At 58.9% G+C, this 17,922-nt stretch carries 15 protein-coding genes, 2 tRNA genes and 1 pseudogene; 13 read left to right on the top strand and 5 right to left on the bottom strand.

The genetic code is table 11. From position 1 onward, the window contains the following. Nucleotides 1-170 precede the first annotated feature (170 nt). Together ACN1C3_RS09980 and ACN1C3_RS09975 are read left to right on the top strand one after the other, a co-directional pair. Complete coding sequence (locus ACN1C3_RS09980) at nucleotides 171-1,628, top strand: NAD-dependent succinate-semialdehyde dehydrogenase (RefSeq protein ID WP_419115644.1); 1,458 nt, start codon at nucleotides 171-173, stop codon at nucleotides 1,626-1,628. A 40-nt stretch (nucleotides 1,629-1,668) separates the two neighbouring features. Next, the gene (locus ACN1C3_RS09975) at nucleotides 1,669-2,748 is read left to right on the top strand and encodes a tartrate dehydrogenase (protein WP_419115643.1); all 1,080 of its coding nucleotides are present in this window, start codon (nucleotides 1,669-1,671) and stop codon (nucleotides 2,746-2,748) included. 152 nt (nucleotides 2,749-2,900) lie between these two features. On the opposite strand, the gene ACN1C3_RS09970 is transcribed toward ACN1C3_RS09975, so the two are convergent. Beyond that, nucleotides 2,901-3,827, bottom strand: a complete 927-nt coding sequence (locus tag ACN1C3_RS09970; protein WP_419115642.1) for a 2-hydroxyacid dehydrogenase — start codon at nucleotides 3,825-3,827, stop codon at nucleotides 2,901-2,903. A gap of 284 nt (nucleotides 3,828-4,111) precedes the next feature. On the opposite strand from ACN1C3_RS09970, the gene gabT reads away from it, so the two are divergent. The 3 genes from gabT (at nucleotide 4,112) to ACN1C3_RS09955 (ending at nucleotide 6,692) form a co-directional block, all read left to right on the top strand. Continuing rightward, on the top strand, nucleotides 4,112-5,404 hold the full coding sequence (gene gabT / locus ACN1C3_RS09965) for a 4-aminobutyrate--2-oxoglutarate transaminase (RefSeq protein WP_419115641.1): 1,293 nt from the start codon (nucleotides 4,112-4,114) through the stop codon (nucleotides 5,402-5,404). 96 nt (nucleotides 5,405-5,500) lie between these two features. Beyond that, entirely contained in the window at nucleotides 5,501-6,157 is a 657-nt protein-coding gene (locus ACN1C3_RS09960) for an HAD family hydrolase (protein ID WP_419115640.1), read from the top strand. Between the two features lie 46 nt (nucleotides 6,158-6,203). Then, nucleotides 6,204-6,692, top strand: coding sequence for an Lrp/AsnC family transcriptional regulator (locus ACN1C3_RS09955; RefSeq protein WP_419115639.1), 489 nt, complete (start codon nucleotides 6,204-6,206; stop codon nucleotides 6,690-6,692). A 58-nt stretch (nucleotides 6,693-6,750) separates the two neighbouring features. Here ACN1C3_RS09955 and alr read toward each other — a convergent pair whose 3' ends face one another. After that, the gene (gene alr, locus ACN1C3_RS09950) at nucleotides 6,751-7,989 is read right to left on the bottom strand and encodes an alanine racemase (protein WP_419115638.1); all 1,239 of its coding nucleotides are present in this window, start codon (nucleotides 7,987-7,989) and stop codon (nucleotides 6,751-6,753) included. Between the two features lie 191 nt (nucleotides 7,990-8,180). Then, a complete protein-coding gene (locus ACN1C3_RS09945; protein WP_419115637.1) occupies nucleotides 8,181-9,062 on the bottom strand; it encodes a LysR family transcriptional regulator in 882 nt (293 codons plus the stop codon). Between the two features lie 154 nt (nucleotides 9,063-9,216). Here ACN1C3_RS09945 and ACN1C3_RS09940 point away from each other — a divergent pair, with 154 nt between their 5' ends. After that, nucleotides 9,217-9,990, top strand: coding sequence for an SDR family NAD(P)-dependent oxidoreductase (locus tag ACN1C3_RS09940; RefSeq protein WP_419115636.1), 774 nt, complete (start codon nucleotides 9,217-9,219; stop codon nucleotides 9,988-9,990). Between the two features lie 44 nt (nucleotides 9,991-10,034). Next, the gene (locus tag ACN1C3_RS09935) at nucleotides 10,035-11,354 is read left to right on the top strand and encodes an MFS transporter (protein ID WP_419115635.1); all 1,320 of its coding nucleotides are present in this window, start codon (nucleotides 10,035-10,037) and stop codon (nucleotides 11,352-11,354) included. Between the two features lie 6 nt (nucleotides 11,355-11,360). Here the strand turns inward: ACN1C3_RS09935 and ACN1C3_RS09930 are convergent, their stop codons facing one another. After that, a complete protein-coding gene (locus tag ACN1C3_RS09930) occupies nucleotides 11,361-11,585 on the bottom strand; it encodes a hypothetical protein (RefSeq protein ID WP_419115634.1) in 225 nt (74 codons plus the stop codon). Between the two features lie 229 nt (nucleotides 11,586-11,814). Between ACN1C3_RS09930 and ACN1C3_RS09925 the strand changes: the two genes are divergently transcribed. After that, nucleotides 11,815-12,450 carry a hypothetical protein gene (locus ACN1C3_RS09925; protein ID WP_419115633.1) on the top strand — a complete coding sequence of 212 codons (636 nt, stop codon included), beginning with the start codon at nucleotides 11,815-11,817 and terminating at the stop codon, nucleotides 12,448-12,450. Nucleotides 12,451-12,508: 58 nt separating this feature from the next. Next, nucleotides 12,509-13,147, top strand: a complete 639-nt coding sequence (locus ACN1C3_RS09920) for a helix-turn-helix transcriptional regulator (protein WP_419115632.1) — start codon at nucleotides 12,509-12,511, stop codon at nucleotides 13,145-13,147. Between the two features lie 50 nt (nucleotides 13,148-13,197). Here the strand turns inward: ACN1C3_RS09920 and ACN1C3_RS09915 are convergent, their stop codons facing one another. Beyond that, on the bottom strand, nucleotides 13,198-14,667 hold the full coding sequence (locus tag ACN1C3_RS09915) for an MFS transporter (RefSeq protein ID WP_419115631.1): 1,470 nt from the start codon (nucleotides 14,665-14,667) through the stop codon (nucleotides 13,198-13,200). A gap of 142 nt (nucleotides 14,668-14,809) precedes the next feature. Between ACN1C3_RS09915 and ACN1C3_RS09910 the strand changes: the two are divergent. The 4 genes and pseudogenes from ACN1C3_RS09910 to ACN1C3_RS09895 all read left to right on the top strand — a co-directional run bounded on the left by ACN1C3_RS09910 (nucleotide 14,810) and on the right by ACN1C3_RS09895 (nucleotide 17,888). Next, nucleotides 14,810-15,722 (top strand): annotated as a pseudogene (locus ACN1C3_RS09910) (LysR family transcriptional regulator). 334 nt (nucleotides 15,723-16,056) lie between these two features. Beyond that, nucleotides 16,057-16,130: transfer RNA gene (locus ACN1C3_RS09905), tRNA-Cys, on the top strand. A gap of 194 nt (nucleotides 16,131-16,324) precedes the next feature. After that, nucleotides 16,325-16,411: transfer RNA gene (locus ACN1C3_RS09900), tRNA-Leu, on the top strand. 160 nt (nucleotides 16,412-16,571) lie between these two features. After that, nucleotides 16,572-17,888, top strand: a complete 1,317-nt coding sequence (locus tag ACN1C3_RS09895) for a tyrosine-type recombinase/integrase (RefSeq protein WP_151213678.1) — start codon at nucleotides 16,572-16,574, stop codon at nucleotides 17,886-17,888. Nucleotides 17,889-17,922 lie beyond the last annotated feature (34 nt).

Here is a 17,922-nt window from a genome sequence, read left to right as displayed (position 1 = left end):
AGCTCGCTCCCACAGGGTTCTGTGTTTGTCTGAAAGAGCATAAAACCCCTCAGTAGAGCCTGCCGTCCCACGGCGATTTTCAGCATCCGACGCTGCTGTTCTGGCGCTTTCAGCATCCTCGTTCGTGGCGCCTGCTTAGACTGGCAGTTGTCTCGGATCAGGACTCGACCATGCTCAAGAATCGTTTGAAAGACCCCAGCCTGCTGGTAGAACTCGCCTATATCGATGGGCAGTGGATGGGCGCCGACAACGCCGCGACACTGGACGTTATCGACCCGGCCAGCGGCGAATGCCTGGCCCGGGTTCCGGCCATGCAAGGCAGCGAAACCCGACGCGCCATCGAAGCGGCCGAGCGGGCCTGGCCCGCCTGGCGAGCCCGTCCCGCGGCCGAACGTGCTGCGCTGCTGGAACGCTGGTATCAGGCCATGCTCGATAACCTCGACGACCTGGCGCTGATCATGACCTGCGAACAAGGCAAACCGCTGAATGAAGCCAAAGGCGAAATTCGTTACGGCGCCGGGTTCGTCAAATGGTTCGCTGAAGAAGCCCGGCGGGTCTACGGCGAGACCATGCCGGCCCCCAGCGGCGACCGCCGACTGCTGACCCTTAAACAACCGGTCGGGGTTTGCGCTGCCATCACCCCGTGGAACTTCCCCAACGCGATGATCACCCGCAAATGCGCGCCGGCTCTGGCTGCGGGCTGCCCGATCATCGTCAAACCTTCGGACCTGACGCCGCTGTCGGCGCTGGCGCTGGCGGTGTTGGCCGAGCGCGTCGGCATCCCGGCCGGGGTGTTCAACGTGCTGACCGGGATGCCGACGGGGATCGGCGAAGAGCTGACCAGCAACCCGACGGTGCGCAAGATTTCCTTCACCGGTTCAACAGCGGTTGGCCGGTTGCTGATGCGTCAGAGCGCCGAACACATCAAGCGCTTGAGTCTGGAGCTGGGCGGTAATGCGCCGTTCATTGTGTTCGACGATGCGGACCTTGAGCAGGCGGTGGCGGGCATCATGCTCAGCAAGTTTCGCAACGCCGGACAGACCTGCGTCTGCGCCAACCGCATTCTGGTGCAGGACGGGATTTACGAACGTTTTGCTCAGCGGCTGGTGGAGGAGGTGGGCAAGCTCAAGGTCGGCAACGGCCTGGACGCTGACGTAACCATCGGCCCGCTGATCAATCCGGCGGCGGTGAGCAAGGTCGCCCGACATATCGACGATGCCCTGAGCCAGGGCGCGCAGTTGCTCTGTGGCGGTATTCCCGAGGGCGACAGCCAGTTCGTCCAGCCGACGGTGCTCGGCGACACCCATGCCGGGATGTTGTTGGCCAACGAAGAAACCTTCGGCCCGGTGGCGCCGCTGATGCGTTTTACCGATGAGGCGCAGGCGCTGGCCTTGGCCAACGCTACCCCTTATGGCCTGGGCGCCTACTATTTCACTCAGGATTTGCGCCGTTCATGGCGTTTCGGCGAGGCGCTGGAGTTCGGCATGGTCGGCCTCAACACCGGAATCATCTCCATGGAAGTCGCACCGTTCGGCGGAATCAAGCAGTCGGGCCTGGGCCGCGAGGGCTCCAAGTACGGTCTGGATGAATACCTTGAAGTCAAAGCCTTCCATATCGGTGGGCTGTGACCCGGCCGCTGATTAAGCAGACAGTGAAGAGGCAAAACCCATGAGCAAGACATTCAGGATCGCCGCGATTGCCGGCGATGGCATCGGCAAGGAAGTATTGCCCGAGGGTTTGCGGGTACTGGAGCAGGCCGCGAAAAAATGGCAACTGGACCTGAGTATCGAGATCCTCGATTGGGCTCATTGCGATTACTACCTGGAGCACGGGCAAATGATGCCCGATGACTGGTTCGAACAACTGAAAGGCTTCGACGCGATCTACTTCGGTGCGGTGGGCTGGCCGGACAAGGTGCCGGATCATATTTCTCTGTGGGGGTCGCTGCTCAAGTTCCGCCGCGACTTTGACCAGTACGTGAACATCCGTCCGGTGCGACTGTTTCCGGGTGTGCCGTGTCCGTTGGCTGGGCGTAAGCCTGGCGATATCGATTTCGTGGTGATCCGCGAGAACACCGAGGGCGAGTATTCCTCGGTGGGCGGCAAGATGTTCGAGGGCACCGAGCATGAGTTCGTGCTGCAAGAGTCGGTGTTCACCCGCCGTGGCGTGGACCGGATTCTCAAGTTCGCCTTCGAACTGGCCCAGACCCGTCCGCGCAAACGCTTGACCGCGGCGACCAAGTCCAACGGAATTTCCATCAGCATGCCTTACTGGGATGAACGCACCGCGTTGATGGCCGAGCAATACCCGGACATCACCTGGGACAAGCAGCACATCGATATTCTGTGCGCGCGTTTCGTGTTGCAACCGGACCGTTTTGATGTGGTGGTGGCGTCCAACCTGTTCGGGGACATCCTTTCCGATCTGGGCCCGGCCTGCGCTGGCACCATCGGCATTGCGCCCTCGGCCAACCTCGATCCGGAGCGGCGCTTCCCGTCGCTGTTCGAGCCGGTGCATGGGTCAGCCCCGGATATTTACGGACGCAACATCGCCAACCCGATTGCGATGATCTGGTCCGGGGCCTTGATGCTGGAGTTTCTCGGTAACGGTGATGAACGTTATCGCGCGGCCCACGACGGCATTCTCAAGGCTATCGAACAGGTGATTGCGCAAGGGCCGATCACGCCTGATCTGGGTGGGCAGGGCTCGACTCAGGATGTCGGCAAGGCGATTGCCGAGGCGCTTTGAATCAACTCTCATGACACCACCAAACTAGTGTGGGAGCGGGCTTGCTCGCGATGAGGGACTGATATTCAACATTGATGTTGACTTACCGTCCGCTATCGCGAGCAAGCCCGCTCCCACATTGGATGTTCTTTGCATTCAAAATTGTGCGCTTGTCAGTAACCCAACGGTCGATCAACCTCGCCAAGCATCGGCTCACCCCTTTGATGTCGGCGGATATTCTCCAGCAACACCCCAAACGCACTCTCCGGTTGAGTCATCGCGGCGATATGCGGGGTCAGCAGAATCTGCGGGTGATGCCAAAAAGGATGATCGGCCGGCGCCGGTTCTTTCTGCAACACATCGAGCACCGCTCCGCTGATCTGCCCGTCGGCCAACGCTTCCAGCAAATCACTTTCCACCAGATGTCCACCGCGACCCATGTTGATCAGCGCCGCGCCACGGGGCAATTGCTGGAACAGGTTTCGGTCGAGAATGCCCTGGGTTTGTTCGGTCAACGGCAACACGCACAACAGGATGTCGCACTGGCCGAGGAAGGCCGGAAGTTGCTCGGTGCCGGCATAGCATTTCACTCCCTCTATTTGATGTGCGCTGCGTGCCCAACCAGACAATGAAAAACCCAGGGTCTGTAAGGTGGCAAGTATCTGCTGTGCCTGCATGCCCAGGCCCATGACGCCGACCCGGCGTTTGGCGGCGGGTTGCAGCATGTGCGCTTGCCAGCAGCGTGCGGCCTGTTGCTGGCGATAACGGAGCATGTCCCGGTGCAGGCTGAGCACGGCAAAACTGGCGTATTCACACATGCCGCGGGTAATGCCGGGGTCAAGTAAGCGCACCACCGGCAAGCTCGCCGGCAAGCGGCCGAGGTCCAGTTGATCGACTCCCGCCGACAACGCAAACAGCACCTGCACGTTGGGCAACAGAACGTCGAGATTGTCCGGCGCCTGCCAGGCTGCCAGATAGCGAATGTCCCGCGGATCACCGATGTCCGGCCACGCGCGCCATTCGATATCCGGAGCCTGTTCGGCGAACAAGGCTTTCCACTGTTCGCCGCGCACAGGGTCAGCTTTATAGAGCAAGGCCATGGGCATTTCCTGAAGTGAAGGAGGGGCTATCCATCATGCCCCAATGGCAGAGCAGGATCTGTCGAAAGGGCCGGGGTAAACGCTTTGCATCAGGGTGTATGGACGATTGACCGGCAGATTCGATGGGGTTGCCGAAGGCTGATGGATTCTGCCGTTTTCCCGGGTGAAAACAGTCGATCCGAATTTCTCAGAGGCCAAGTTCGGCGTAGATCGTTTCGCTGAAGGCTTAACCTGAACAGCATCGCAGCCACCTCCCGGCTGCCAGACTGACGATGGGAAACGCCATGAATAGCAAAGTCGACGAAACACCTCATTTGCTCCGTCAGCGCGATCAGTTCGTGCCACGGGGCGTGGTCACGGCTCATCCGTTGGTGATTGATCGAGCCCTGGGCTCCGAGTTGTGGGACGTGGACGGTACGCGCTACCTGGACTTCGTCGGCGGTATCGGCGTGTTGAACATCGGGCACAATCATCCGAAGGTGGTCGCGGCCGTACAGGCCCAGCTGCAAAAGGTCTCCCATGCCTGTTTTCAGGTGGTCGCCTACCAGCCCTACCTCGACCTGGCACAGCGCTTGTGTGAATTGGTGGGTGGTAAAGAAGCCTATAAAGCGGCGCTGTTCACCTCCGGTGCCGAGGCTGTGGAAAATGCGGTGAAAATTGCCCGCGCCCACACCAATCGCCCGGCGGTCATCGCCTTTCGTGGCGGGTTCCATGGCCGCACTTTGCTCGGCACGACCCTGACCGGCATGAGCCAACCGTATAAACAGAACTTCGGCCCGTTCGCGCCCGAGGTGTTCCATACCCCGTACCCGAATGCCTATCGCGGTGTCAGCAGTGAGATGGCGTTGCAATCGCTCAACGAATTGCTAGCCACCCAAGTCGCGCCAGACCGCGTCGCCGCGATCATCGTCGAGCCGGTGCAAGGTGACGGTGGTTTTCTCTCGGCACCGCCCGAGTTCCTTCAGGCGCTGCGGGCGCTGACGGAAAAGCATGGCATCGTGCTGATTCTCGATGAAATTCAGACCGGCTTTGGTCGTACCGGTAAATGGTTCGGTTTCCAGCACGCCGGGATCCAGCCAGACCTGGTCACTGTCGCCAAAAGTCTGGCCGGTGGTTTGCCGTTATCCGGTGTGGTCGGCAAGGCCGAGATCATGGACGCCCCGTTGCCCGGCGGGCTCGGTGGTACTTATGGTGGTAACGCTCTGGCGTGCGCGGCCGCGTTGGCGGTGATCGAGGCCTACGAACAGGAACAGCTGCTGGCCCGTGGCGAGGTGTTGGGCGAGCGGTTGCGTCAGGGGCTGTTGCGCTTGCAAGCGCGTTACCCGCGCATTGGCGATGTGCGTGGCACCGGCTTTATGTTGGCGATCGAGCTGATCAAGGATGATGCGGCCCGCAGCCCTGATGCTGAACTAACGCAACAACTGATCGATCAGGCCCGGGTGGGCGGTCTGCTGGTGATCAAATGCGGGGTTTATCGCAACGTGCTACGTTTTCTGGCACCTCTGGTCACCCAAGAGGAACAGATCGATGAAGCGCTGGACATTCTCGAGGCGGCGCTGGCACGAGTCTTGAACTGAGCTCAGGCCTCGGTCGGCGCAACGCAGCAAGGCGCCGGCCGTGAGCACTTTTGGAGCATGGATTGATGGGATGCATCATTGGAGGCTGTACACGCCATGGGCCTGACTGATTATCGTGCACTGCTGATCGATTGCGACGAAGTCCTGGTCGATCGGGATTCTGGTGTCTGGGCGGCGTTGCAGCCGTTGCTCGAAAACCGCCCCGGTGCGCCGGGAAAAGATCAAATACTGACCGAATATAACGAGGTGGTGCGCGCGCTCTATCCGCGCTTCGCCGAACTGGGCTTCAGTGGGCTGCTGTGTTTCGCTCATCGCCAGTTGGCCGAGCGCCTGGGGCTCAAGGCCAGTTGGGAGGAGGGTATGAGCTTTGCCCGCTCGGTAGCCAGCTGGTCGCTGTTCGAAGATGCGCCGGGCGCGATGCTGTACCTGCGCAAGTTCTATCGGTTGCTGGTCTCTGTCGATCGCGATGCCGAGGATCGGGGTCAGCTGTGTGAGCGTTTGGGGATCATGCCCGACGACTTGCTTTCCCGCGCCAGCAACCCATTGGAGGATCGCGACTGGCTGTTGGCCAACGATCTGGAACCCAAGGATATCCTGCTGGTTTCAAGGCCAGGGGCCGAGCCACCGGTAGCCGCCGGCTTGTGTTTGATCTGCCGTAGCCACCCCAAACATCCTCAGCCGTGCTCGGCGGATTTTTGTATCAACAGCATGGCGGACCTGGTCGCTCAACATCAGCTGTCTTTACGGCGCTGATTTTGCTAGAAAGATTGCCTATCTGAACGGCGGCAAGAGGTACGCAATGGAAGGGTTAGTCAAACTGGACCGGATTGACATCAGCATCCTGGTTGAGCTGCAAAAAGACGGCCGCATGACCAACGTCAGTCTGGCCGACGCTGTGGGACTGTCGGCCAGCCCCTGCCTGCAACGGGTCAAACGACTCGAGTCGGCGGGGTACATTTCCAGCTATAAAGCTCACCTCAATCTGGCCAAGATCACTGATTCGGTCACGGTGTTTACCGAGATAACCCTCAGCGATCACAAACGCGAAGACTTTGCCAAATTCGAATCCAATATCCGCCTGGTCGATGAGGTGCTCGAATGCCATCTGATCAGTGGTGGCTACGATTATCTGGTGCGTTTCATGACCCGCAGCATCCAGCATTACCAGGAAGTGGTCGAAAGCCTGCTGGATAAAAACATCGGCATTTCCAAGTACTTCAGCTACATCGTCATCAAATCGCCGGTCATGAAAGACGGCGTTCCGCTGCGCAAGCTGTTGCGCCACTGAACAATAGCGCGACGAGAGTGAATCGCCGCGCATCAATGCCTTGCCCGCTTATCGACCGCTATTGGCCTTTGAGTATTTTCGGGTTGGAGTTGCCCCAGATCGTGTAGAGGTCCGCCAGCAAGGCGCCGTTGATGGTCTCAAGTTCGGTCTGGGTAATCTCGTCATCACCCTGTTTGCCATACAGAACGACTTCATCACCGGCCTTGACGCCCGGAATGCCGCTGACGTCGACCATCAGCGTATTCATGGTGACCTTGCCGATGACCGGCGCGCGCTGACCGTGAATCAGCACCGAGGCTTTGTTGGAGAATGCTCGTCGATAACCGTCGGAGTAACCGGCCGGTATGTTGGCGATCAACGAGTCTTTGCTCAGGGTATAGGTCCGGTCGTAGCTAATGGTGCTGCCCGCCGGGTAGGCGTTGACCGCAGCGACCCGCGACTTGAACTGCATGACCCGTTGAAACTCGTTATGCCCGCCCACCGGGTAGCCATAGAGCGCAGCCCCCGGGCGAACCATATCCAGCCAACCCTCGGGCACCTCAAGGGTGGTGAAGGTGTTGGCGCAGTGCAGGGTGATCCGGCTGCGGTCCAGTTTGGCGTGCTCGATCAGCCAGCCGGATTGTTCCTTGAATTTCGCCAGTCCCTTGAGAACATCCTCTCGTTCTTCGACCGGGAAGTGGGTCATGATCCCGACGATGTTCAGGTGCTTCAACCGAGTCAGCTCCACTGCCTGTTGTTGCCCCTCAACCGTGCTCATTTCCAGGCCGTTGCGGCTCATGCCCGCCGAATTCAGCGCCAGGTGAACCGGCAGTTTCACGCCCTTGCGGGTGGCCAGTTCGTTGAGCTGGCGTGCAACCTCCAGGTTACCGACCAGTTCTTCGATGTTGTAGCGCAGTGCATTCTCCACTTCACCCACGGTGGCACTGCGCAAACGCATCAGACGACCCTTGAAACCTTTCGCCCGTGCAATACGCGCCTCTTCGTTGCTTGCCACGCCGATACAGGTGACGCCCATCCTGATGGCCGAAGGAATCAACAGGGCGATGCCGTTGCCATAGGCGTCGGCTTTCATCACCGCGCACATTTGGCTTTTGCCCGCCAGCCGTTGCTGGAGTTTGGTGATATTTCCTTCGAAAGCGGCCTGATCGATCTCCAGCCAGGTATTGCTCTGGGCCGATCGACTATCGGCGCGCGGGTGTTCGGGTGTGGGGTCGAGTAAAGGGGCGGCGTTGACCACGGGCATCATTGCCGTAAAAGCCAGAGCGAGCGTCAGCGTGCTGAGCATAAAACGCGGCATATCGAGTCTTCCATTCAAGATGAGGAGAGCCCCATGCACGGATGGATCTGGTATCAGCCAGGTCCATTTGGCATCGAGCGAACAGCCGCTAAATTTTTATGCAAAGACGTCGATTGTTTATGTTGTGTTGATTGGCCGGCACAGCGGATCACGCTGTTGATAGGGCCTGGACGGCGTTGACGTCAGTGGGCTCAGGAAAAAAATAACTCACTCATCACATTGAACACCGTGGTCTTGACCGCGGTGTTCAGATCAACCCAGGCCAGCCCGGTGGTTGCTCGGTAGTTCCCAAGCGCCAGCGGTTTGGAAATGACATTCGCAGGCAGCGCGCGACCGGCGTGGGAAGGCAGTAACCCGACGCCAAGTCCGGCCGAAACCAGCGCGAGCATGGTGGTGAATTCGCCCAGTTCCGAAGCGATTTCCAGCTGAGCGCCATGACTGCCCAGCGCCTGCAACAGCTCATCGTAAAATCCGGGGGCGTATCGTCGAGCCAATATGAAGACGGGTACTTGAGCGAGATCTGTCGGGTGCACGGTTTCGCGCGAAGCCAGCGGATGGTTCATCGGCAAGGCAACGATAAACGTCTCACGCAAGACCACTCGGGTCTGAATGCCGGCGTTGATCGCTGGCAAGCGCATCAAGCCGAAATCGAGCTGCCCGTTTTTCAATGCCGCAGCTTGATCCGGGCCCGGCATATCCTTGAGTTCCAGCTCAATCCGCGGGAACCGCTCGTGCACCGAGCGGATCAATGTGGGCAATAATTCCGGCAGTACGGACGATACAAACCCCAGGCGCACTCGACCTATTTCCCCTCGGCCCGAAGCCCGAGCCACATCCGCCGCATGGGCTGATTGATGCAATGTCGCGCGAGCCTCAGGCAAGAAGATTGCCCCGACCTCAGTCAGCGTGACCGAGTGCCTATTGCGCTCGAACAGTCGGACGCCTAACTCTTCCTCCAGCATCTTTATCTGCATGCTCAGTGCCGGCTGAACGATGGAGAGTCGTTGCGCCGCGCGACCGAAATGAAGCTCCTCCGCCAAGGTGACGAATGAACGTAAGTGTTTGATTTCCATATAAACGCTCCAGGGTTAAGCACCGCCTTATGTTGGTGATCATAGTAATTGATCACCAGATCAGCAATGACGATTGGACGCTGCTCAAGACCTGGGTTGAAGTGACGCCAAGGCCCGCGAAAAAAAACAATGGGGCGGTTTTATGGAGAACAGCATGTCATCTCAAACCAGTAGCTTCCAGCTGGATGGGCGTAGAGCCTTGATCACCGGCGCCTGCAAGGGCATCGGACTTGAACTGGCCCGAGGCTTGGGTGCCGCCGGCGCAACCGTGGTGATCAACGATCGCAATGCAGGGAAAGCCCGACTCATCGCGGGTCAATTGCGCGAAGCCGGGATTGGCGCAGAAGTCGCGGTATTTGACGTCACGGATCGCCCCGGACTTTTTGAAGCGATCAATGCATTCGAGGCGCAAACCGGCGCCATCGACATTCTGGTGAACAATGCCGGCATCCAGCGTCGTGCACCGCTGGAAGACTTTGACGCCAACGATTGGCACGATCTGATGCGCGTCAATCTGGACGGGGTTTTCCATGTTTCCCAAGCGGTGGCTCGGCACATGATTGCTCGTCGTCGCGGCAAGATTATCAATATCTGCTCGGTTCAGAGCGAGCTGGCCCGCCCGACTATCGCGCCTTATGCAGCGTCCAAAGGCGCCGTGAAAATGCTCACCAAAGGCATGTGCGCGGAATGGGCGCGCCATGGCATTCAGGCCAATGGCCTTGCTCCTGGCTACTTTGCGACCGAGATGAATCGGGCGCTGGTCGATGACCAGGCGTTCTCCGAATGGTTGTGCAAACGCACGCCGGCGGGGCGCTGGGGCAGGGTAGAGGAGCTTTGCGGCGCCGCCGTATTTCTGGCGTCGAGCGCCTCCGACTTCATCAACGGTCAAACGATCTTTGTGGATGGAGGATTGACCAGCGTCGTTTGACTGCAGCACCCGTACCTGAAAAAAACAAAAACAAGGGGATATCCATGAGCAATCTCAAAGACACACGGCTGCCGATAACCGACATTGGCGGGCAGGGCGAGACCGATGCGAGTCAGCGGTCAACAGCAGAAGGTTTTGCACCCAAACGCTGGCTTTATCTGATCCCGCTGATTTTCATTACCTACAGCCTCGCCTATCTGGACCGCGCCAACTACGGCTTCGCCAGCGCAGCAGGTATCGAGCAGGACCTGGGCATTACCAAGAGCACCTCCTCGTTGATCGGGGCGTTGTTCTTTCTGGGCTACTTTTTCTTTCAGGTTCCGGGCGCCCTCTACGCGCAGAAATACAGCGTGCGCAAACTGGTGTTCTGGAGCCTGATTCTGTGGGGCTTGTGCGCCATGGCGACCGGACTGGTCACCAATATCCCGATGTTGATGGTGATTAGGGTGTCGCTGGGGATTGTCGAGGCGGCGGTGATGCCGGCGATGCTGATTTTCATCAGTAACTGGTTTACTCGCAAGGAACGCTCGCGAGCCAATACCTTTCTGGTTCTGGGCAACCCGATCACCGTGCTATGGATGTCAGTGGTCTCGGGTTATTTGATCCATGCCTGGGGCTGGCGCGAGATGTTTTTGATCGAGGGCGCGCCGGCGGTTCTGTGGGCCTTTGTCTGGTGGCGGCTGGCGCGGGACAAACCCGAGCACGTCAGCTGGCTGACCCGACAGGAGAAAAGCCAACTGGCCGCGACGCTGGCAAACGAACAAAAAGGCATGAAGGCGGTCCGCAATTATCGTCAGGCATTCACCAGTCCCGTGGTCATCCAGCTCTGCTGTGTGCACGCGCTGTGGAGCGTCGGCGTTTATGGCTTCATCATGTGGCTGCCGACCATCATCAAACAGGCGGCTGCCGCAGACATTGTCACGGTCGGCTGGTTGAGCGCGGTTCCCTATGTCGCTGCCGTCGCTGCCATGCTCGCAGTGTCCTGGGCATCGGATAAGTCGCAGCAGCGCAAACACTTTATCTGGCCACTTCTGGCACTGGGGGCTCTGGCGTTCTTCTGTTCGTACTTGCTGGGTTCGACCCATTTCTGGCTGTCATTCGCGCTGCTGACCATTGCAGGCGCCGCTATGTACGCACCCTACGGACCGTTTTTCGCGCTCATCCCCGAGATTTTGCCGGCCAATGTGTTCGGCGGCGCCATTGGCCTGATCAATGCGTGCGGGGCATTAGGCGCCTTTATCGGCTCGTGGATCGTCGGGTATTTGATCGGCCTTACCGGTAATCCCGGAGCTGCCTACATTTTCATGACCGTAGGCATGCTCTCATCGGCGCTGCTCATGGCTTGGGTGAAGGTGCGGCAATGATCGAGCTCAATCGACTTCAGACATCTCATCCTCCATCAACTCTAGAATTGCCGAGGAGATGAATTCGAGATTCCGGTCCAGCAAGCTGAGATCCTGTCGGGCCTTTTCCGCGACTTTCATGCACCCTGCGGCTTCAATCGCGTACGAGAGTTCTTCAACGGCGGCGGCAATCGCCAGCTGATTCTGATGAAGTTTGTACAGCAGGGTGCTGAGTGAGTTCTTTATTGGCATGACGTGGCTCCCTTCCAGCGCTGCGTCGCTCGGCAATGCCATCGAATACTACCCGCAACGGCGCGCTCCAATAACTCAAAATTTATGCTGCCAGAGTTAAATCTTTTTCATCTTATTCGGGGATAACCTCGGTCAGGTGACGTCTCGACGAGAGGTATGTTTTTAATATTGACATAAATGTATGTCAAAACTACTTTTATTGAACCATCCCTCATTCGAGTCTCCCGTCATGAACATTAGAACGCTGGGTTTTTTGCTGTTTACACTGTGTGTTCAACCGGTTTGGAGCTACGCCGCTCAAAGCCCGGCGCCGGTCCCGGCAGCGCAGGATGCTGCGCTGACCACTCGACTGGCACTGCGCGATCTGTGGGTGGAGCACATTTTCTGGATCAGAAACTACGTTGTCGCCAACCAGCAAGGGAATCGCGCGCAAGCCGATACGGCGGTGACTCAAGTGGTGGCCAACGCCACGTCGATCGCCAATAGCCTTGCACCCTTATACGGCCAGCCCGCGGCCGATCAGTTATTGAAACTGCTCGCCGGGCATTGGGGGGCGGTGAAACATTACAGCGATGCCTCTGTCGCCAAGGACACCAAGGGGAAAAATGCCGCTGTTGAAGAGCTGACCACTAACGCCAAAGCGCTGGCTCACTTCCTGGCCTCCGCCAATCCCAACTTGCCGGAAGCGACATTGGTCGCCATGCTCAGCGCTCACGGCGGGCACCACATCGCTCAAATAGATCAGTTGGGCAAAAAGGACTATGCCGCTGAAGCCAAGAATTGGGCAGCAATGCGCGAACATATGCTGGTCCTTGCGGACACCTTGGGTGCAGCATTGGTCAAACAGTTTCCGGACAAGTTTTGACGTTAGGCGGGGCGCGCAAGCGCCCCTTTTTTTGGTAACAGTGGTGAGGTCGCACACAATGCTTCAGGGGATGGGTCGTACGCAGCAGGATCTTTTGTCAGCGCTGTTGTACCAGCCGGCGGGCATGAGTATTGATGATCTGGCGAGTCACCTCGACGTGACGCGTACTGCCATTCGTCAACACCTGACTGCGCTGGAGCGGGACGGACTGATCCTGCGTGGCGAAACCCGACCCACTGGCCGACGCCCTCAACAGCTGTTCCAGCTCACCACTGCAGGCCGGGAGTTGTTCCCCCGGCAGTATCAGTTGCTGGCCGACCTGTTGATTGGCGAGGTCGCCGACATCATCGGTCACGACAATCTGGCCAGATTGATGCGCAGCCTCGGTCAGAAAATGGCCGCGGGAATGGAGCAAACGGTGGTAAACGACGAGCAGATCGTCAGCCACATGAATCAGGCCGGCTATGAATCCGAGGTGTTTTTCCGTTCCTCAGGCGAGCAGGAAATAGTCGCCCACAACTGTGTGTTCCATCATTTGGCCAAAACCCACCCTGAAGTCTGCGAACTGGATCTGGCACTCATCGGCGCGCTGGGTGGCGGCGAGGTGGAACACCTCGAGTGCATGGTGCGCGAGGGTGAGGTCTGCCGTTTTCACGTGAACCGAACGCCGCCGGTTTCAAGTGATGCTGAGGATTGAGGCGACCTCATCCGGTACGACGCCGAGAGGTTGCTGCAATCGGAAGAGACTCATGTCGGATGTGAGAGCGAGGAGCGCGCTGCCAGAGCGCGGCTTCCAAGGGCGATGGCGAGCGCGGCGGCGATCAGAACCAGCGCGACTGCGAACGTGATCCGCATACCGCTGGCAATGGCCTCGGGACGCGCCGTGGTGATGTCGATCGTCCCCGATGCGAGCACGAACACCGCGCCCAAAGCGGATGCACCGGTGATGAGCCCCAGATTTCGCGACAGGTTGAGCATGCCGGAGATGACACCCCGTTGGTCCGGGCGAATATCGCTCATGACCGCGGTGTTGTTGGCCGTCTGGAACAGTGCATAGCTGATGGTGATGACGACAATGGGGGCGATGTAGCCAAAGATGCCGAGCGCCTCCGGTATCACCGATAGCATGAGGCAACCGGCCGCCATTCCGATGAGCCCGAATAGGGTCATACGTTGAGCGCCAAAACGGTCGGCAATGCGACCTGCGGGCACCCCTGTCAGCGCAGCGGCAAACGGCCCGACCGACAAGACCAGTCCAACAAGCGCGGCGTCAAGCCCGAGCGCATGGGAGAGATAGAAGGGCCCGACCACCAGCGTCGCCATCATCACCGTCGAGACGAGCGCGCTCATGGCGAGGCTCCCGCCCAGCACCGGTTCGCGGAACATCGCCAATCGAATCAACGGTGAGGCAACTCTTGCTTCGACGAGCACGAAGAGGACGGCGCCGAAGAAAGCAGCCAACAGCAGGGCCATGTTGAGCGGACCGAAACTGCCGCGCCCAATGGTCATGGCGAGCGCATAAGCCGCGAGCGTCAGAGCCAGCAGCAGCGTGCCCACGGAGTCGAAGCCGGCACGATTGGTCTTCGGTGCCTGGAGATTGGCCTTCGGCGTGGGGCGATCGGCGGGCAGGTAGCGATGGGCGAGAAGAAACGTCAGGATACCCAGCGGTACGGTGATGAAGAAGATGGCCTGCCAGCCGAGTCCGGCGATCAGAACACCGCCAAGCGACGGCCCCATAGCGGTGCCCGTCGCGGACATCGTCCCGAGCAACCCCATGGCGCTTCCGGTCTTTGCCTTGGGAACCGTCTCGCCGACAAAGGCCATGGTCAGGGCCATCATGATGGCCGCGCCGAGGCCTTGCAGCCCCCGGGCGGCAATCAGCAGCCAGAGCGTGGGCGCCAAGCTGCAAAGGGCAGAGGCCACCGTGAACAAAAAGATTCCGGCGAGTAGCAGCCGCCGACGGCCGATGATGTCACCGAGCCGTCCGACGCTGACGATCAGGGTGGTGATGGCAAGGAGATAAGCGAGGACGATCCACTGGACTTCCTGGAAGGAGGCGTTGAACGCCTGTGCCAACGTCGGCAAGCCAACATTGGCGATGCTGGTGCCGAGCGAGGACAGCAACATGGATAGCGAGAGGCTGGTGAGCGCCCACCGCACTGTCCGTTGCGCACTGGCTGCTAGTGCCTCATCTCGTCCTGCAATGATTGGCTTCATCGTGACCCTCTTTTTCTGACGGCTCCCGAAATGGAGCTGTCAGAAATTTACTCCTGGGCATAACATGGCGGAAGGCGCACCATTTGCACTGTATTCGTGCGTTTAACGCCACATCACAATCACGCCATGCCAGAGGCGATGCATGTCGACACCTGATCTCAACTTGCTGATCACCCTGGATGTACTGCTCGCAGAAGGCAGCGTTGCGCGCGCAGCAGAGCGGTTGCGGCTTAGCCCGTCGGCGATGAGTCGAGCACTGGCGCGATTGCGTGAAACGACGGGCGATCCGCTGTTGGTCAGAGCCGGACGCGGTCTGGTTCCCACCCCCCCGAGCGCTGGAGCTGCGCGAGCGGGTCAGCCAGCTCGTGCAGGACGCAGAAGCGGTTCTACGTCCTGCGCAAACGCTCAACCTTAAACAGTTGGTCCGAACGTTCACGCTGCGCACCAGTGACGGCTTTGTGGAGAACTTCGCAGCGGACCTCATTGGGCGCGTTAGCGAACAAGCGCCTGGCGTACGCCTGCGCTTCGTGCACAAGCCAGATAAAGACAGCACGCCACTTCGCGACGGGACCGTCGATCTGGAAACAGGTGTCGTGGGCAAGACCGCTGGCCCGGAAGTGCTTACGCAGGCATTGTTCCGAGACCGTTTCATTGGCGTCGTGCGGGTGGGGCACCCGCTGAGCCTGGGCGAGATCACACCCTCCCGTTATGCGGCTGGCAGGCACATCAGCGTCTCCCGGCGGGGGCTCGACAAGGGTCCTATTGATGAAGCCCTGGAGCCGCTCGAGCTTGAGCGGGAGATAGTGACCATCGTCCCAGGCTTTTCGACCGCGCTGGCGCTCGCCCGGGCCACCGACCTGATCGCCAGTGTTCCCGAACGGCACACCGCAAACCTGCGCGTCGGAATGCACAGCTTTTCTCTTCCGTTCTCCCTGCCGACGTTCACGGTCTCATTGCTCTGGCATCCACGGCTGGATGCCGATCTGGCGCATCGCTGGTTGCGTGGTTGCCTTCGGGACGTTTGCGCGCAGCAGCGCATCGATTCGTCTATATAGGCAAGAGCTGTCGAGGACTGAAGGTGTTGACGAGCCTGTGATCGATACTTCGTTTCAGCAGGTGCTGTCGGAGTAGCCACGGCGGTTTATGGAAGTGGTTGAAGCCATTGTTTTTTCCTGCACTGGACAGCGAATCGGTGAATTGCGAGGAGAGTTAAATCTTTTAGAATTCAGGGGGTTGCCAAGTCCTGTGTTCTTCTCCATAATGCCGCCCATCGCTGAAGCGCTTGGCAACAAGCGGCTTGCAGGATAAGGGTTTGGGTCGTTAGCTTGGCTTCCGTATCCGCTCCAGTTTGTATACGGTTGATGTTGTTACATGACATCGGGCGTTTGAGGCCGAGTAGCAAAATGGTTATGCAGCGGATTGCAAATCCGCCTACGCCGGTTCGATTCCGACCTCGGCCTCCACTATAAATAGGCTCCGTAGATCACTGATTTACGGAGCTTTTTTATTTGAGCTTCACCGCAAGATTTTGTCTGGAGTTTGACGTCAGCAAACTTGCTTCGCAGGGAAGGGATGTATATATTTCCTCCCTTGCTGCACAAGCGCCAGAATTGCTTAAGCGTTATTAAAGCGTTCCAGGTCGCTTCACCGCGCTACCGCCCGAATGGCGAAACTGGTAGACGCATGGGACTTAAAATCCCCCGTTCGTAAGGACGTGCCGGTTCGACTCCGGCTTCGGGCACCAATAGTATGGTTTCAGATGTTCCCGTAAACAACTGAAGCCTAGAGAAACCGGCCTTATAGCCGGTTTTTTTGTGTCTGAATATCCCCGTATGTTCCTGTACAGCCCCACGATTTAGGTATACGTTTAGGTATATATCGGTTCGATATCGAGGCGTATACCTATGGCGCGCACCGTAACCCCCCTTACTGACCCCAAATGCGAGGCCGCCAAGCCCCGCGCAAAGGACTACACCCTGTTCGACGGGCAAGGGCTTTTTTTGCTTGTAAAGGCTACCGGCACCAAGGTCTGGCGCTTCAAGTATAAAAAGCCAAGCGGTAAGCCCGGTCTGGCTACGTTCGGCAACTACCCGGCTCTCACTCTGAAAGCCGCCCGTGCACGTCGAGCCGAGGCACTTGAGTTGCTTGCGCATGACCAAGACCCCATCGAGAGCGCTAAGCAAGCAAAGATCGAGGCGGCCAGTGAGGCGGGGCATATCTTTGAGACGGTGGCCCGGGAATGGCACGCCAGCATGGCCGGTAAATGGTCGAAGGATCACGCGGTCAGGGTGCTGAAAGAGATTGAGGTCGATCTTTTCCCCATGCTGGGAAAACGCCCCGTATCCGACCTGAAAACCCGCGACCTGCTGGTCTGTCTGAAGGCGGTAGAGAAACGCGGCGCGCTTGATCTGGTTGGGCGACTGCGCCAGCGCATCGCCGGAATCATGCGAATCGCCGTACAGCACAATTTGATCGAATACAACCCGGCGCTTGATCTGGTGGGGGGGACTGCCACCCGCAAGACCAAACACCGCCCGGCCTTGCCCCTTGAGCGGTTGCCGGAGTTGTTGCAACGCTGCGAGGCAGACACCGGACGACCGCTCACCTGTCTTGCTGTAAGCCTTGCTTTACTGGTGTTCATTCGTTCTAGTGAGCTGCGCTTTGCCCGCTGGTCTGAGTTCGACTTTACCCGGAGTATGTGGACGATTCCCGGCGAACGGGCACCAATCGAGGGTGTCAAGAGGTCGCACCGAGGAGCCAAGATGGGGACTCCGCACCTTGTCCCGTTGTCACGCCAGACGCTGGAAGTACTAGACCAGATACGCCGGCTTAGCGGGCGTTTTGATCTGGTGCTGCCAGGCGATCACTACCACTGGCGGCCAATGTCGGAGAACACCGTAAACAAGACACTGCGCCGCATGGGGTACGACACCAAGATAGAGATTTGCGGGCACGGTTTCCGAACTATGGCCTGTTCTGCGTTGGTCGAGTCCGGCCTATGGTCGCGTGACGCGGTCGAACGGCAAATGAGCCACCAAGAGCGCAACGGCGTGCGCGCTGCCTATATCCACAAGGCTGAGCACCTGGAAGAGCGCCGACTGATGATGACGTGGTGGGCTGACTACTTGGACGCCAACCGGGAAGAGCACATTACGCCCTACGAGTTTGCGCATAAGGTCGGTGCTGACGAGCTCAGAGCTCTAGGGGCGGTGGGCACGTGATAACGCCTGACATGCTGTCGATCATTTCCAGATG

Source organism: Pseudomonas sp. H11T01 (genome assembly GCF_048515765.1).
Taxonomy (GTDB): domain Bacteria; phylum Pseudomonadota; class Gammaproteobacteria; order Pseudomonadales; family Pseudomonadaceae; genus Aquipseudomonas.
The sequence above is the reverse complement of the archived record's forward strand: the minus strand, read 5'-3'. Positions and strand labels throughout refer to the sequence as shown.